This is a genomic window from Streptomyces sp. NPDC051211, from assembly GCF_040689505.1.
Classification (GTDB): Bacteria; Actinomycetota; Actinomycetes; order Streptomycetales; family Streptomycetaceae; genus Streptomyces.
On record NZ_JBFBAV010000009.1, the window covers coordinates 1 to 14,804 of the forward strand.

Genomic DNA, 14,804 nt, shown 5'->3' on the forward strand with positions numbered 1-14,804 from the left:
CGCCCTTGACGGCCCGGACCGGCACGCTCGGACACTGGACTGACGGGCAGCCCCCGGGCACCCTCCGACCCCGCCCAAGCAAAACCCCGCAACCCACCAACCCCACCCAGCCTCTGACTTCCGTCCGGGCGAAGCCTGCAAGGGCGGGTGGCACACCCCCGCCCCGGGCCCGGCCCCGACCAGGGGGCAAAGAACCAGGCCCGCGCCGCGCGCCCCAAACCCCCGACCGCCTCTGACTTCCGTCCAAGCGAAGCCCGCAAGGGCGGGTGGCACACCCCCGCCCCGCCCCGGCCCCGAGAAGGGGGCAAAGAAGCCCGCCCGCGCCGCGCGCCCCAAACCCCCGCGCCCCCTGCAGCCAGCGGGGAGGGGGCCGGGTCCGTCGTCCGGCGCGTAGGCTTGATGTCGGAAAACCGCCAGCCTGCTTCCCCTTCGACCCCGGATGCTGGATCCATGCACACCGACACCGAGCGTTGCGTAAGGGCCGTGCAGTCGAAGGACGCGCGGTTCGACGGGTGGTTCTTCACGGCTGTGCGGACCACCGGGATCTACTGCCGGCCCAGTTGCCCCGCAGTTCCTCCCAAGGTCGAGAACATGACGTTTCTGCCCAGCGCGGCCGCCTGTCAGCAGGCCGGCTACCGGGCCTGCAAGCGGTGTCGGCCGGACACCAGTCCCGGATCGCCCGAGTGGAACGCCCGGGCCGATGCCGTGGCGCGGGCCATGCGGCTGATCCGGGACGGGGTCGTCGACCGGGAGGGTGTTCCCGGGCTGGCCGCCCGTCTCGGGTATTCGACCCGCCAGGTGGAGCGGCAGCTGAATGCGGAGCTCGGGGCCGGGCCGCTGGCCCTGGCGCGGGCGCAGCGCGCGCAGACCGCCCGGCTGCTGATCGAGACCTCGGCGCTGCCGATGGCCGACATCGCGTTCGCCGCCGGGTTCTCGTCCATCCGGACGTTCAACGAGACCGTGCGCGAGGTGTTCGCGCTGGCCCCCGGCGACCTGCGGACGCGGGCGGCCCGGGCGAACGGCACGCGGGCCGCGGCGTCGCAGACGCCCGGCACGCTGTCGCTGCGCCTGCCGTTCCGGGCCCCGCTCAACCCGGACAACCTGTTCGGGCACCTGGCTGCGACGGCCGTGCCCGGGGTGGAGGAGTGGCGCGGCGGGGCCTACCGCCGGACGCTCCGGCTGCCGTACGGCACGGGGGTGGTGGCGTTGACGCCGAAGCCGGATCACATCGGCTGCCAGCTGGCCCTCACTGACCTGCGCGATCTGACCATCGCGATCAGCCGGTGCCGGTGGATGCTGGACCTGGATGCCGATCCTGAGGCCGTGGACGAGCAGCTGCGCTCGGATCCGCTGCTCGCGCCGCTGGTGGACAAGGCTCCCGGGCGCCGGGTGCCGCGTACGGTCGATGCGGCGGAGTTCGCGGTGCGGGCGGTGCTCGGCCAGCAGGTGTCCACGGCTGCGGCCCGTACGCATGCGGCCCGGCTGGTCACGGCGTACGGGGAGCCCGTGGCGGATCCGGATCCGGAGGGGGGTCTGACACACCTGTTCCCCTCGTCGGAGGCGCTGGCCGGCCTGGATCCGGAGGCGCTGGCGCTGCCGCGCACCCGGCGGGCGACGCTGACGACGCTGGTCGGAGCCCTGGCGGACGGTTCGCTGCCGCTGGGCATCGACAGCGACTGGGAGGCGGCGCGGGCGCAGCTCGCGGCGCTGCCCGGGTTCGGGCCGTGGACCACCGAGGTGATCGCGATGCGGGCGCTGGGTGACCCGGATGCGTTCCTTCCGTCCGATCTGGGGGTGCGGAGGGCGGCCGCCGGGCTGGGCCTGCCGTCCTCGCCGGCGGCGCTGACCGTGCGGGCGGCGGGCTGGCGGCCCTGGCGGGCGTACGCCGTGCAGTACCTGTGGGCGACGGACGACCATCCGATCAATCGGCTGCCCGTCTGATTCGTGGTGAGTGTTGTGGAGTTGTGGAGCTGTGAGGAGAGCGGGCGTTGTGAAGAGCGAGACGAGGGACGTGGTGGGGATGAAGCAGCATGCCGTGGTCGACAGCCCTTACGGGCAGCTGACCCTGGTGGCCACCGAAGGGGTCCTCAGTGGCCTGTACATGACTGGGCAGCGGCACCGGCCGCCGGAGGAGTCCTTCGGTGAGCGGGTCGATGCCACCGAGGAGCCCTTCCCGGAGGTGGTGCGGCAGCTTGCCGCGTACTTCGCCGGGGAGCTGACCGAGTTCGACGTGCCGGTCCGCCTCGAAGGCACCGAGTTCCAGCGCAGCGTATGGGCGCAGCTGGTGTGCATCCCGTACGGCGAGACCTGGTCGTACGGGGAGCTGGCCGGCCGGCTCGGGAAGCCGAACGCCTCCCGGGCGGTGGGGCTGGCCAACGGGAAGAACCCGATCGGCATCATCGTGCCCTGCCACCGGGTGATCGGGGCGTCCGGGAGCATGACCGGGTACGGCGGCGGGGTGGACCGCAAGGAGCGGCTGCTGGCCTTCGAGGCGGGCGCGCGGACCCTCCAGCGGAGCCTCTGGCCGGCGCTGGACGGCATCGGCGCCGGGCGCTAGACGACCGCCAGCGGGACGAGGAGCGCGAAGGCCACGCCCATTTCGACCGCGTAGCCGTACATCGAGGGGTGCGGGACGGGTGCGGCGAGGATGACCATGCTCTGCTGGGTGGCGGCGGCCGCGATCCATTCGGCGGGGGCGCCGATGGTTCCCTGGTACCAGCCTTCGCAGGCGCCGGGGCCGCTGACGAGCAGGACGTCGTCGTGCCGGCGGTATTCGGCGAGCCAGCCGGGGGCGGTCTGGGCCCAGCCGTCGTAGTCGGTGAAGTGGGCCCAGCCGCCGTCCCGGATGGCGCTGTCGAAGAGCCAGACGGGCTGTCCGTCGGGGGTGACTTCGCTGCCGGACTGCTCTTCCGTGGTGAAGTGGACCATCGGCAGGGCGTCGGGCCCGTCGGCGGTGCTGGGCCAGGCGTACATGGTGATCATGGTCTGATTCTGTCCTGCTCGGTGTAGGCGCCGTGTTACCGCGTGACCGCGTTGTCGCGTCCGGTCAGGCGTGGGGCGGGCGGCCGTTCTCCAGTTCCGCGGTGCCCTGTCCCGACTCCAGGACGCGGTAGGCCTCTTGGATGCGCAAGCCGAACGATCCGGGGAGGTGGGCGGCGAGTTCGGCGGGCTCGACGAGCTTCCAGGAGAGGAGCTCTTCTTCCTGGAGCTTGATGGTGCCGAGCTGGGTCTCGTCGAGTACGCCGCCGTCGTAGACGTACGCGACGAGCGGCGGGCGGGCGGTGCCGAGGACCCAGTCGACGGCGAGCAGGCGGCCGAGCGGGAGGTCGAGGCCGATCTCCTCGGCGGTCTCGCGGCGGGCCGCGGCGCGCGGGGATTCACCGGCGTCGGATTCGATGGTGCCGCCGGGAAGGGCCCAGCCTTCGCGGTAGTTGGGCTCCACGAGCAGGACCCGCCCGTCGGCGTCGCGGAAGAGCGCGGCGGCGCCGGCCAGCACCCGGGGCAGGCTCGCGATGTAGGTGGCGTAGTCGTCTGTGGTGGTCACGCCGCCACCCTACCGAGCCGTTCCGGGTGCCCGGAGGGGGCGTCCACGGCCCATGGCGGTCGGGCCCGGCGAAGGGTGAACCCCCGCGGGCCGGGGTTCTCCCGAGGCCCCGGGTTCAGCCCTGCCCAGGGCCGCCGGAGCCACCGCCGGAGCCGCCAGGCCCGCCAAGCCCGTCAGGCCCGCCAGGCCCGCCAGGCCCGCCAGGCCCGCCGGGGCCGTCCTCGTGGTCGCGGCTGCGGGATTCGGCGGCGCGGCGCAGCCGGGGATGGCGTACGGCGTCCTGTTCGGTCATGGCGTCGCCGACCATGGCGCGGACGGCGTCGCGCAGACCGTGCAGGGCGTGGTGCCGGGCGGGGCCGGCGCCTGGGTCCTCGCGGAGTTCCTTCACCAGGGCCCAGCAGAGCAGCAGCATGACGAGGACGAAGGGCAGGGCGACGAGGATGGTGGCGGTCTGCAGGGATTTGAGGCCGCCGGCGACGAGCAGGACGGCGGCGACGGCGGCCATCAGCACGCCCCAGGTGACGACCAGCCAGGTGGGCGGGTGCAGGGAGCCGCGGCTGGTGAGCGAGCCCATGACCAGGGAGGCGGAGTCGGCGCTGGTCACGAAGTAGGTCATGACCAGGAGCATGGCGACGTACGAGGTGACGGTGCCCAGGGGCAGGGCGTCGAGCATGGCGAAGAGGGAGGCTTCGGCGCCGTCCTTGACCTTGGCGGCGAGGTCGGCGGCGCCGGTGGCGTCGAGCCGGATGGCGGTGCCGCCCATCACGCAGAACCAGATGACGGTGGCGCCGGAGGGTACGAGGAGCACGCCGACGAGGAATTCGCGGATGGTGCGGCCGTGGGAGATGCGGGCGATGAAGGTGCCGACGAACGGCGCCCAGGAGAGCCACCAGGCCCAGTAGAAGATGGTCCAGGCGCCCAGCCAGGTGCTGTCGGTGAAGGCGCCGGTGCGGCTGGCCATGGGCAGCAGCTCGTTCAGGTAGCTGCCGACACTGGCGGGGATGACGTCGAGGATGTAGACGGTCGGGCCGAGCAGGAAGACGAAGGACATCAGGGCGGCGGCGAGCACGATGTTGACGGTGCTGAGCCATTTCACGCCTTTGTGCAGGCCGGAGAAGGCGGAGAGCACGAAGGCGGCGGAGAGCGACCCGATGATGATCAGTTCGACGGCGGTGGAGTCCTCGATCCCGGCGGTGATGTGGAGGCCTTCGGCGACCTGGAGGGCGCCGAGTCCGAGGCTGGTGGCGGTGCCGAAGACGGTGGCGAAGACGGCGAGCAGGTCGATGGCCTTGCCCTGCCAGCCGTCGGCGCGGCCGGCGCCCATGAGGGGGACGAAGGCGGAGCTGAGCCGGTTGCCGCGGCGTTTGCGGAAGGTGGCGTAGGCGAGGGCGAGGCCGGCGATGCCGTAGATCGCCCAGGGGGTGAGGGTCCAGTGGAAGAAGGAGTAGTCCAGGGCGGCGCGGGCGGCGTCGCCGGTCTGTGGGGCGGCGCCGCTGGCGGGCGGCGGGGCGAGGTAGTGGGTGAGCGGTTCGCCGACGCCGTAGAACATGAGGCCGATGCCCATGCCGGCGCTGAACATCATCGCGATCCAGGCGAGGTTGGTGAACTCCGGCTCGGAGTCGTCGGCGCCGAGCCGGATCCGGCCGAACCGGCTGATCGCCAGGACCACGCACATGACCAGGAAGACGTCGGCGGCGATCACGAACAGCCAGGCGAAGTTGTTCAGCACCCAGGCGAGCGCGGTGCTCGACGCGGTGTCGAAGGACCCCTTGGCGAGGGCCGCCCAGGCGACCACCGCCAGCACGGCGATCACTCCGATGGTGACGACGGTGCGGTCGGGAGAGCCGTCCCCCCGGGTGCCGCCCGGGCCGCCGGGGGTGTCCGGGTGTGGCTGTTCCAGCGAATCCGCACTCATGTGGCCCCACTATGAGGTGGAAAATCACCATTTAGTGGTATGGCGCGCCGAGTGCGAGCGCGGCGTGACCCAGGCCACCCATGCGCATAGGAGGATCCTCCGGATAGGCTCGGGGTGGCGCGACTGCACGTTCGATAGCAAGGGATCAAGCAAGGTGACGGACGGAGCAGTAACTGAGACCGCGCGCGTGCTCATCGCCGCGGACAAATTCAAGGGCTCGCTCACGGCCGTACAGGTCGCGGAGCGGGTGACGGCGGGCCTTCGCAGGGCCGTACCGGGCGTGGAGGTCGAAACCCTCCCCGTCGCGGACGGCGGCGACGGCACCGTGGCGGCCGCTGTGGCGGCCGGTTTCGAACGCCGGGAGGTACGGGTCACCGGGCCCCTCGGCGAGCAGGTGACGGCTGCTTTCGCGCTGCGCGACGGTACCGCCGTGGTCGAGATGGCGGAGGCCTCCGGGCTGCAGCTGCTCCCGGCGGGCGTCTTCGCCCCTCTGGCGGCCACCACGTACGGCTCGGGCGAGCTGCTGAAGGCCGCGCTGGACGCGGGGGCGCGCTCGATCGTCTTCGGTGTGGGCGGCAGCGCCACCACCGACGGCGGCGCGGGCATGCTGGCCGCGCTGGGCGCCGTGTTCCTGGACGCCGACGGCGAGCCGGTCGGTCCGGGCGGCGGCGCGCTGGCGGAGCTGGTCTCGGCGGACCTGTCGGGGATCGACCCGCGCTTCGCGGAGGTCGAGTTCGTCCTCGCCAGTGACGTGGACAACCCGCTGACCGGCCCGAAGGGCGCGCCGGCCGTGTACGGCCCGCAGAAGGGTGCTTCGCCGGAGGACGTGGCGACGCTCGACGCGGCGCTGGCGCACTACGCGCAGGTGCTGGAGAAGGCCATCGGCCCGAAGGCCGCCGAGCTGGCCGCCTCCCCGGGCGCGGGCGGTGCGGGCGGCATCGGCTACGGCGCGCTGATCCTGGGTGCGGGCTTCCGTCCCGGCATCGAGCTGATGCTCGACGTGCTGGGCTTCGCGCCGGCGCTGGAGCGGGCCACGCTGGTGATCACCGGTGAGGGCTCGCTGGACGAGCAGACCCTGCACGGCAAGGCCCCGGCGGGTGTGGCCGCGGCCGCGCGCGCGGCCGGCAAGCCGGTGGTGGCGGTGTGCGGTCGGCTGCTGCTGGAGCAGGAGGCGCTGCAGGCTGCGGGGATCCGCCGCGCGTACCCGCTGACCGAGGTCGAGCCGGACACGGCGAAGTGCATCGCGAACGCGGGGCCGCTGCTGGAGCAGGTGGCGGCGAACATCGCGGCCGACGTGCTCTGAGGCTGCGCCACTCGTGAGGCCCGGGCCCCTGGGGGGTCCGGGCCTCCGGCGTTCCCAGGGCCCAGGCCGTCACGCGGCCGCCTCCGCCGGTGCGCCTCGCCTCTCCGCGGAGGAGCTGGCCGTCCCTGACCGACAAGACACCCCCTGGGCAGGCAGGGAGTCCAGGAGGAAGGCGGCCGCCTCCCGGAGGGATGCCGGGGTGTCGGGGCGGCGGAGCAGGGTGGTCGCCGTCCTGTGGAGGGTTCCGGTGGTGCGTACGGAGCCGATGCGGGCGGCGCGGGGGGCGAGGTCCGCGATGAGGGTCTCCGCCTCGCGCCAGGCTCCGGCTCCGGTGAGGGCGGAGAGGAGCTCGGCGGCGAACAGGTGCCGGTAGGAGGGGCCGGGGGCGGTGGCCGCCTCGTGCAGGAGGGGGATGGCCCGGTCCCAGTGGTGGAGTCGGGCCAGCACCCAGCCGTGGTGGCCGAGCAGCTCGGTCTCGTCGATCCACCAGGCCCAGTGCGGGTCGTGGCGCGAGATGCCGTCGAGGAACCGGCTGCGGGCGCGGGAGATCAGCTCCAGGGGTTCCCGGTGGCCGCCCAGCAGGGCGGTCGCGTGGGCCCGGCGGATCAGGACGAGGCTGTCGACGCGGGCCGGGAGGGCGCGCGGCCCGGTCACGCGGGCGGCGGATTCCAGGGCGGCCCGCGGCCTGCCGGTGTGAGCCTGGAGCATGCTGTGGTTCAGCCGCACCAGCCGGGCCGTCGAGCGGTCGCCGCAGAGTTCCGCCAGCGCGAACGCCCGGGCGTTGGCGTAGGCGGCCTGCCGGTGGAGGCCGGCGTCGAACAGGATCCAGCCGATGACCTCGCACAGCTCGGCGAGGGCGGCGAGGTGGTCGGCGGGCCGGCCGCGCAGGCTTTCGGGATCGGCGGAGAGTGCGGGGAAGCGCCGCACGGCCTCGCGCGCGGCGGGCACGGCGGCCGTCGCGCCATGCCCTGCGTCGAGGGCCACCAGGCGCTCGACGGTCCGCAGGAGCGGTGGGACCGCGGGGATCACGGGGTGGGCAGCAGCATCCGCGGGTCCGGCTGGAGGAGTATCTGCGCCGACAGGTCCACGAGCTGCCGCAGGGCCGGCAGATACCTTTCGTCGCCGCCCAGTTCGCCGAGGATGCGGTGGGCCTCGTCCCGGTACGTGCCGACGTCCTCGCGGAACCGGTGGAGCACGGGCGGGGCGAGCAGCAGGCCGGTGAGCTCCGACCGGGCCGGGTCGGAGCTCCTCGCGGTGGCGCACAGGTCCAGGATGTGGGCCCTGGCCTCGGGTGCGGCGTCCTCGAGGGCGCAGGCGAGCAGGTAGGTGACGGTGCCGTTGGTGAGGTCTTCGTTGCGGCCGGAGGCGATGTCCTCCTGGTCGTTGAACATCTGCCACAGGAGGCCGAAGACGTGGCCGAAGTCGCGCCACAGCGCGATGCGCTCGGCCGTCGCGCCCGCGAGTATGGCGGCCATCGCCGTGATCATGGCGAAGGGGCCGCCGGACTTGCCCCGGTACGCCTCGATGACGCTGTTGCGGGTGGCGCGGCCGGCTTCCCCGCGCATATCGGCCAGCTGCCCTTCGGCGCCCATGATGCAGGCGTCCAGGAACTCGGCCGTCAGGGCGCTGCGGACCGGTTCGGGAACGTCCTGCGACTGGATGATCCGGACGGGCAGCGTGTTCCCGCTGATCACGGACGCGAGGACCGCTTCGTTCACGTCGAGGCGCTCGGCGGGCCCGCCGTCCTGCCCGTCGGCCAGGTCGTCGAGGTAGCAGGCCGAGGTCCACCACAGCAGGTGCAGGGCGGACAGAGGCACGGCCGGCCCGGGCGCGCCGGTCTCGGCGGCGTGCACGAGCACCGGCAGCACCGACAGCGGATGTTTCATCTGCTGATGGCGCAGGAGCTTTTGGACGGCGTTCCTGACCGCGTCCGCCGAGGGGCCGAGACGGTCCAGGGCGGCTGCTATCTCCGCATCGATGTCAGGGGAGATCTGCTGGTGCAGCTCCGAGTACGACACGGAATCCACCGGGAACGATCCTTTGTTCGAGCGACGTTACGGCACCGATTCGATCATTCCGGACGGAACGGATCCAGAGCGATTTTCAGTCACCCGGCCGGGCCCGGCCGGGCCCGGTCCGGCCCGGTCCGGCCCGGTCCGGCCCGGTCCGGTCCGGCCCGGTCCGGTCCGCTCCGGATGTCCGTTCACCGGCCGCCGAGGGGGTCGCCGGTGTCGAGCACCTGCGCGATGCCCTGCGCGAGGCAGGCGATCCGGTCCGCCGGAATGCCGGCGATGTTGACCCGGCCCGCCGTCGTGCCGTAGATGGCGAACTCCCTGCGCAGCCGCAGCATCTGATGCGCCGTGAGGGGCAGCATCGAGAACATGCCCTTCTGCCGGGCGAGCGCATCCGCCTGCGCCCCGTGCCCCAGCGCGGTCAGGCACACGGCCAGTTCGGCCCGGTTCGCCGAGATCCGGCCCCGCATGACGTCCAGCTCCGCCCGCCAGGCGGCCCGCAGTACGTCGTCCTCCAGGATGGTCGTCACGACGGCGGCACCGTGCTCGGGCGGCATGGAGTACAGCGTCCGGGCGGCGTTCTGCATGGCCGTCTCGGCGTGCCGCACCGCCTGGCGCGACGCGCCGAGCACGATGGCGCATCCGGTGCGGTCGCTGTAGAGGCCGAAGTTCTTGGAGCAGCTGACGGCGATGAGCATCTCCGGCACCCGCTCGGCCAGCATCCGGGTGGCCCGCAGGTCGGCGTCCAGTCCGTCGCCGAGCCCGTGGTAGGCGAGGTCCACGAACGGCACCCAGCCGTCCCGGACGGCCAGTTCGGCCACCGCCTCCCAGTCCTGCGGCGAGGGGTCGACCCCGGTGGGGTTGTGGCAGCACCCCTGGAGCAGGACGACGTCCTCCCGCCGTGCGCCGCTCAGGTCGTGCAGCATGCCGCTCGCGTCGAAGCCGCCGTCGGCGGCGCGCCACCGGTACGTACGGACCTCCAGCCCGGCGGCCTCCAGGATGGGCCGGTGGTTGACGTACGCCGGGTCGCTGATCCACACCGTGGTGCCCGGGCGGGTCCGGCAGATCAGGTCGGCCAGCAGCCGCAGGGCACCGGTGCCCGCGACCGTCTGGACTGCCGCGGCCCGGTCGGCCGGTCCGCCGGGGCCGGGGCCCATCACCAGGGTGAGCAGGGCCTGGTTGAAGGCCTCGTTGCCGGAGAGGCCCCGGTATTCCTTGGACTCGGAACGCTCCGCCAGACGTATCTCGGCCTCGCGGACGGCGGCCATGACGGGCGTGCTGCCGGTGTGGTCGCGGTAGACGCCGAGGACGAGGTTCAGCCGTTCGAGCCGCTCATCGGTGCCGAATTCGTAGGTGAGGTCCCACAGCGGGTCCGTGGGGGGCGGCGGGAGGAGCTCAAGCATCTGCGGAAACCTCTGAACGGGGACTCGGACCGGAACTCGGACTCGGACTGGGACTGGGATGGGGACGGGCGGCAGGGGCAGCGGCGGCGGGTGCAGGGGCGGCGCGGCGGTTGGCGAGTACGACGCCGACGGTGATGAGGGGGACGCCGACGAGCACGGCCGGGGTCGGCGATTCGCCGAGCAGGGGGATCGCGAGCAGGACGACGGCGACCGGGCTGAGGCTTCCGACGGCGGAGCTCCGCTCGGCGCCCAGCCGGCGGATGGCGAAGGCGTACAGCAGGCCCGCGCACAGTCCGACGCCGAGCCCCTGAACCACCAGGAACAGCGCGATGTCACTGCCCGCCGCCTGAGCGATGCCCGTGGGGAGCACGCCCGTCAGGACCAGCACGCCGATCACCGCGAAGGAGGGCAGGCAGAGCAGGCCGATGGATCCGACGGGATCGAGGTCCACCTCGCGCAGCCCCACCGTGTACAGGGCCCAGAGCCCGCTGGCGACCAGCAGCACCCCGGCCCCGGCCAGCACGTCGGTGTCCACCGGAACGACGTAGCGCCAGACCAGGGCGACCACGCCGACCGCGATCAGCCCGAGCCCGGCCGTCTGCGTTCCGCGCGGGGCGCCTCGGCCGCCGGCGACCATGAGCGCGGAGACGAACAGCGGGACCATCCCGGGGACGATCGACCCGACGAACGCGGCCGAGGTCAGGGCGCCGCCGTGCATCGCGGCCAGGAAGAACGGCACCCCCGCACCGCAGATGATCTTGAGTGCGGCGCCCGGGCGTACGGCGACGATGCGGTGGCGGCGCCGCCACAGGGCGGGGAACAGGACGACGAGCGGGACGCCGAAACGCAGCAGGGCCGCGTCGGCGGGCAGCAGGGAGGAGCTGCTCAGGGCGCGGGCGCTGAGCGCGAAGGAGGCCCAGATCGCCACGGTCACCAGCAGGGCCGCCATGCCCTGGGCCTGGGGGGAGAGCCCGCGCAGACCGGGGTTTCCGGTCCGCGGGCCCGCCGCGTCGGGAGGCACGGTCGCCCCGGTGGTGTGCGTCGCGACCACGAAGATTGCTCCAGCCTCTGCAACCCGGACCGGTCTGGCCCGTTCCCTGGCAACGCTAGGGCTTCGGGCGGGGCAGCCGATTGCCAGTTCTGCCGCTCGGACATACGTTTGGGGCAGGATCTGCCAAGGAGGGACCGTGGACGCAGTCGATCTGCAGATCATCCGGGAATTGCAGGCCGACGGACGGCTGTCCAACCAGGACCTCGCCGACCGGGTCCGGCTGTCCCCGTCGCCCTGTCTGCGCCGGGTCCGGCGCCTGGAGGAGGCCGGCCTGATCCGCGGCTACACGGCCGTGGTCGACCAGGTCTCCTTCGGGCTGCCGATCACCGTTTTCGTCCGGATCCGGCTGGAGCGCCACACGGCGGCGGCGGTCAGGCTGTTCGAGGAGCACGTCGCCGTCATCGAGCACATCCAGGACTGCTACCTGATGGCGGGCAGCAGCGACTACCTGCTGCGGGTGGTGATCGAGGACCTGGAGGCGTACGAGGCCCTGGTGCGCCACCGGATCCATGCGATCCCCGGCATCGCCTCGATCGAGTCGAGCTTCGCGTACGGCAGTGTGAAGCAGTCCAGGACGTACCCCCGCCCGGCCCCGGGCGCCTCCCGCCGCCCGCGGTAGCGGGCCGGAGGCCGCGATCGCGGACCGGGCTGCGATCCCGGACCCGGTCGCGATCCCGGACCCGGCCGCAGTCAGCCGACCTGTGCGGCGAACGCCTCGTAGGCGCGGGCGTCGAAGAGGACGAAGCGGACCTCTTCCACCGAGCCGGTGGCGGCCGTCCTGACCGTCTCGACGGCGATGCGGGCCCCGTCGTCCATCGGCCAGCCGTAGATCCCGGTGGAGATGGCCGGAAAGGCGACCGTACGGGCGCCCAGTTCGGCGGCGACCCGGAGGGATTCGCGGTAGCAGGAGGCGAGCAGCCCGGAGCGGTCCTCCTCGCCGGACCAGACCGGGCCGACCGTGTGGATGACGTGGTCGGCCGCCAGGCGGCCGGCCGTGGTGGCGACGGCCTGGCCGGTGGGGAGGCCCTTGCCGTAGTGGGAGGCGCGCAGGGCGCGGCAGGCGGCCAGGATCTCGGGGCCGCCGCGGCGGTGGATGGCGCCGTCGACTCCGCCACCGCCGAGCAGGGAGGAGTTCGCGGCGTTGACGATGGCGTCCGCCTTCTCAGCGGTGATGTCGCCCTGGACGAGGGTGATGCGAACCATGTCGGTCAGGATGCCGTACGGAGGCGGCGCCAGACGGCCTTGGCCGCGTTGTGGCCCGACATGCCGTGGACGCCGGGGCCCGGCGGGGTCGCCGAGGAGCAGATGTACACGGACGGGTGAGCGGTGGCGTACGGGAACAGGGACAGTTTGGGGCGCAGCAGGAGTTGCAGGCCGGCCGCGGCGCCGCAGGCGATGTCGCCGCCGATGTAGTTGGGGTTGCGGGCGGCGAGCTCCGGCGGGCCGGCGGTGGCGCGGGCCAGGACCAGGTCGCGGAAGCCGGGGGCGAAGCGCTCCACCTGGCGTTCGATGGCGTCGGTGAGGTCGCCGTCCCAGCCGCTCGGGACGTGGCCGTAGGCCCAGAAGACGTGCTTGCCCTTAGGGGCGCGGGAGGGGTCGACCAGGGTGGGCTGGGCGGTGATCAGGAACGGGGTGCGGGGGGCGCGGCCGCCGCTGGCGAGTTGCAGGGCGGCGTCGATGTCGCGGGCGCGGGGGCCGATCTGCACGGTGCCGGCCCGGCGGGCCGGCTCGGCGGTCCAGGGGACCGGGCCGGACAGCGCGTAGTCGATCTTGAACGCGGCCGCGCCGTAGCGGTAGCCGTCGTACGCGCGTCCGAGGCCGGCGATCCGGGCCAGGGCGGTGGGCGAGGTGTCGAAGATGTAGGCGCGGGCCGGCGGGAGGTCGTCGAGGCGTTTGACCTCGAAGCCGGTGTGCAGGGTGCCGCCGAGGTCGCGCAGGTAGCCGGCGAGGGCGTCCGGGACGGCCTGGGAGCCGCCGCGCGGCATGGGCCAGCCGACGGCGTGCGCGGCCAGCGCGAAGACCAGGCCGATCGCGCTGGTGGCGATGCCGCCGAGCGGGGCGATGACGTGCGCGACAAGGCCGGCGAACAGGCCGCGGGCCTGCTCGTCGTGGAAGCGGCGCAGCAGCCAGGTGGACGGCGGCAGCCCGGCGAGTCCGAACCGGGCCAGGGTCACCGGGTCCCGGGGCAGGGCGGTGGAGGGCAGGGACATGAAGTCCCGGGCGAGGGTGTCCCAGCGGCCGAGGAAGGGTTCGACCAGGCGCCGGTAGGTGCCGGCGTCGCGCGGCCCGAACGAGGCGGCCGTCTCGGCCACCGAGCGGGACAGCACGGCGGCCGTGCCGTCGTCGAAGGGGTGGGCCATGGGCAGCGGGGCGTGCAGCCACTCCAGGCCGTAGCGGGCGAGCGGCATGGTCGCGAAGACCGGGGACCCGGCGCCGAGCGGGTGCACGGCGGAGCAGGGGTCGTGGCGGAAGCCGGGCAGGGTCAGTTCCTCGGTTCTGGCCCCGCCGCCGATGGTGTCGGCCGCTTCGAACACGGCCACCGAGAATCCGCGGCGGGCGAGTTCGACCGCGGCCGTCAGCCCGTTGGGCCCGGCCCCCACGACGACCGCATCGAGAATCGACGGCACCATGCGACTCCTTCGTCTGCCTGCGGCACTGTCCCAGCCTGCCCAGGACTGCCAGGGTATTACCGCTCGCCGCGCAGCAGGCTCCTGATGCGCCGTGCCGTCGGCTCGTCGCGGGCGACGGTGAACGGCAGCTCGTTGTCCCGGTCGATCCGGAAGGGTTCGCCGGCCACGGTGCTCTGCGCCCCGCCCGCCTCGGCGACCAGCAGCAGGCCGGCCGCGTGGTCCCAGGCCGAGGGCCAGGTGAAGGCGAGGGCGTCCATCTCGCCGCGGGCCACCTTCAGGTACTCGAGGCCGGCCGAGCCGCAGGGCCGGGCGGCCACGCCGGGAACATCCAGCCGGGCGAGGACTCTTTTGTCATGTTCGCTGGTGTAGAGGGGGTGGGCGATGGCCACCCGGAGGTCGGCGCCGGGCTCCGGGGAGCCGCTGCGGATCGCTTCCCCGTCGACGTACGCGCCCTGTCCGTGGACGGCCGTGGCCATCGATTCCAGGGCGGGAGCGTAGGTCCAGGACGCCAGGATGTCACCGCGCAGGGCGAGGGCGACCAGGGTGCAGAAGGCGGGCTCGCCGTTGACGAACTGCCGGGTGCCGTCGACCGGGTCGACGATCCAGACGGGCGCGTCGCCGCGCAGCGCCCCGTACACGGTGGGGTCGGCGTGCACGGCTTCCTCGCCGACCACCACCGAGCCGGGCAGCAGCTCGGTGAGGGCGGCGGTGAGGTGCTCCTCCGCCTTGCGGTCGGCGATGGTCACCAGGTCGTGCGGGCCGCTCTTCTGGACGACCTCGTGCTCGGCGAGCTGCCGGAACCTCGGCATGATCTCGACGGCCGCGGCTTTGCGGACGGCTTCCTCGACCTGGGGCAGGTCGTGTGCCAGAAACTCTTCGATCATGCCGTCCATCAGACCACGCCCGGGCGGCATTCCCCACCGTCGCCGGTGGACGGGGGGTGAAG

The 14,804-nt window shown here is 73.3% G+C and carries 14 protein-coding genes; 4 read left to right on the forward strand and 10 right to left on the reverse strand.

All coding sequences use genetic code 11. The features are described from left to right. The first annotated feature begins 450 nt into the window (after positions 1-450). On the forward strand, positions 451-1,941 hold the full coding sequence (locus tag AB0447_RS11655) for an AlkA N-terminal domain-containing protein (RefSeq protein WP_366476406.1): 1,491 nt from the start codon (positions 451-453) through the stop codon (positions 1,939-1,941). Between the two features lie 79 nt (positions 1,942-2,020). Beyond that, positions 2,021-2,557 carry a methylated-DNA--[protein]-cysteine S-methyltransferase gene (locus tag AB0447_RS11660; RefSeq protein WP_366476578.1) on the forward strand — a complete coding sequence of 179 codons (537 nt, stop codon included), beginning with the start codon at positions 2,021-2,023 and terminating at the stop codon, positions 2,555-2,557. Here the strand turns inward: AB0447_RS11660 and AB0447_RS11665 are convergent. The 3 genes from AB0447_RS11665 to AB0447_RS11675 all read right to left on the reverse strand — a co-directional run bounded on the left by AB0447_RS11665 (position 2,554) and on the right by AB0447_RS11675 (position 5,459). Continuing rightward, positions 2,554-2,982: a hypothetical protein gene (locus AB0447_RS11665; RefSeq protein ID WP_366476407.1), complete on the reverse strand. Its 429-nt coding sequence runs from the start codon at positions 2,980-2,982 to the stop codon at positions 2,554-2,556. The two genes, AB0447_RS11660 and AB0447_RS11665, sit on opposite strands and share 4 nt — an antisense overlap. Before the next feature lie 64 nt (positions 2,983-3,046). Then, positions 3,047-3,544, reverse strand: a complete 498-nt coding sequence (locus AB0447_RS11670) for an NUDIX hydrolase (RefSeq protein ID WP_366476408.1) — start codon at positions 3,542-3,544, stop codon at positions 3,047-3,049. Positions 3,545-3,659: 115 nt separating this feature from the next. Continuing rightward, positions 3,660-5,459, reverse strand: coding sequence for a BCCT family transporter (locus AB0447_RS11675; protein WP_366476409.1), 1,800 nt, complete (start codon positions 5,457-5,459; stop codon positions 3,660-3,662). Positions 5,460-5,613: 154 nt separating this feature from the next. Here AB0447_RS11675 and AB0447_RS11680 point away from each other — a divergent pair, with 154 nt between their 5' ends. Then, positions 5,614-6,762, forward strand: coding sequence for a glycerate kinase (locus tag AB0447_RS11680; RefSeq protein ID WP_366476410.1), 1,149 nt, complete (start codon positions 5,614-5,616; stop codon positions 6,760-6,762). A gap of 69 nt (positions 6,763-6,831) precedes the next feature. Here AB0447_RS11680 and AB0447_RS11685 read toward each other — a convergent pair whose 3' ends face one another. From AB0447_RS11685 to AB0447_RS11700, 4 genes are all read right to left on the reverse strand, one after another. After that, on the reverse strand, positions 6,832-7,791 hold the full coding sequence (locus AB0447_RS11685; protein WP_366476411.1) for a DNA-binding protein: 960 nt from the start codon (positions 7,789-7,791) through the stop codon (positions 6,832-6,834). Further along, positions 7,788-8,789 carry a polyprenyl synthetase family protein gene (locus AB0447_RS11690; RefSeq protein ID WP_366476412.1) on the reverse strand — a complete coding sequence of 334 codons (1,002 nt, stop codon included), beginning with the start codon at positions 8,787-8,789 and terminating at the stop codon, positions 7,788-7,790. Before AB0447_RS11690 ends, AB0447_RS11685 begins: the two co-directional genes overlap by 4 nt. Before the next feature lie 176 nt (positions 8,790-8,965). Beyond that, on the reverse strand, positions 8,966-10,177 hold the full coding sequence (locus AB0447_RS11695) for an aromatic amino acid transaminase (RefSeq protein WP_366476413.1): 1,212 nt from the start codon (positions 10,175-10,177) through the stop codon (positions 8,966-8,968). Further along, positions 10,170-11,228: a DMT family transporter gene (locus AB0447_RS11700; RefSeq protein ID WP_366476414.1), complete on the reverse strand. Its 1,059-nt coding sequence runs from the start codon at positions 11,226-11,228 to the stop codon at positions 10,170-10,172. The genes AB0447_RS11695 and AB0447_RS11700 overlap by 8 nt, the downstream gene beginning before the upstream one ends. Positions 11,229-11,364: 136 nt before the next feature. Between AB0447_RS11700 and AB0447_RS11705 the strand changes: the two genes are divergently transcribed. Further along, a complete protein-coding gene (locus AB0447_RS11705; protein ID WP_366476415.1) occupies positions 11,365-11,847 on the forward strand; it encodes an Lrp/AsnC family transcriptional regulator in 483 nt (160 codons plus the stop codon). A gap of 71 nt (positions 11,848-11,918) precedes the next feature. Here the strand turns inward: AB0447_RS11705 and AB0447_RS11710 are convergent, their stop codons facing one another. The 3 genes from AB0447_RS11710 to AB0447_RS11720 are packed head-to-tail and all read right to left on the reverse strand — an operon-like array spanning position 11,919 to position 14,742. After that, positions 11,919-12,431, reverse strand: coding sequence for an O-acetyl-ADP-ribose deacetylase (locus AB0447_RS11710; protein ID WP_366476416.1), 513 nt, complete (start codon positions 12,429-12,431; stop codon positions 11,919-11,921). Between the two features lie 5 nt (positions 12,432-12,436). Then, a complete protein-coding gene (locus tag AB0447_RS11715) occupies positions 12,437-13,855 on the reverse strand; it encodes an NAD(P)/FAD-dependent oxidoreductase (protein WP_366476579.1) in 1,419 nt (472 codons plus the stop codon). A gap of 59 nt (positions 13,856-13,914) precedes the next feature. Further along, entirely contained in the window at positions 13,915-14,742 is an 828-nt protein-coding gene (locus AB0447_RS11720; protein ID WP_366476417.1) for an inositol monophosphatase family protein, read from the reverse strand. Positions 14,743-14,804: the final 62 nt, after the last annotated feature.

What these genes read in the sequence shown, in the direction of transcription:
- AB0447_RS11655 (WP_366476406.1), top strand. Translation starts at nt 451, where the DNA reads ATGCACACCGACACCGAGCGTTGCGTAAGGGCCGTGCAGTCGAAGGAC.
- AB0447_RS11660 (WP_366476578.1), top strand. Translation starts at nt 2,021, where the DNA reads ATGAAGCAGCATGCCGTGGTCGACAGCCCTTACGGGCAGCTGACCCTG.
- AB0447_RS11665 (WP_366476407.1), bottom strand. Translation starts at nt 2,982, where the DNA reads ATGATCACCATGTACGCCTGGCCCAGCACCGCCGACGGGCCCGACGCC.
- AB0447_RS11675 (WP_366476409.1), bottom strand. Translation starts at nt 5,459, where the DNA reads ATGAGTGCGGATTCGCTGGAACAGCCACACCCGGACACCCCCGGCGGC.
- AB0447_RS11695 (WP_366476413.1), bottom strand. Translation starts at nt 10,177, where the DNA reads ATGCTTGAGCTCCTCCCGCCGCCCCCCACGGACCCGCTGTGGGACCTC.
- AB0447_RS11710 (WP_366476416.1), bottom strand. Translation starts at nt 12,431, where the DNA reads ATGGTTCGCATCACCCTCGTCCAGGGCGACATCACCGCTGAGAAGGCG.
- AB0447_RS11720 (WP_366476417.1), bottom strand. Translation starts at nt 14,742, where the DNA reads ATGATCGAAGAGTTTCTGGCACACGACCTGCCCCAGGTCGAGGAAGCC.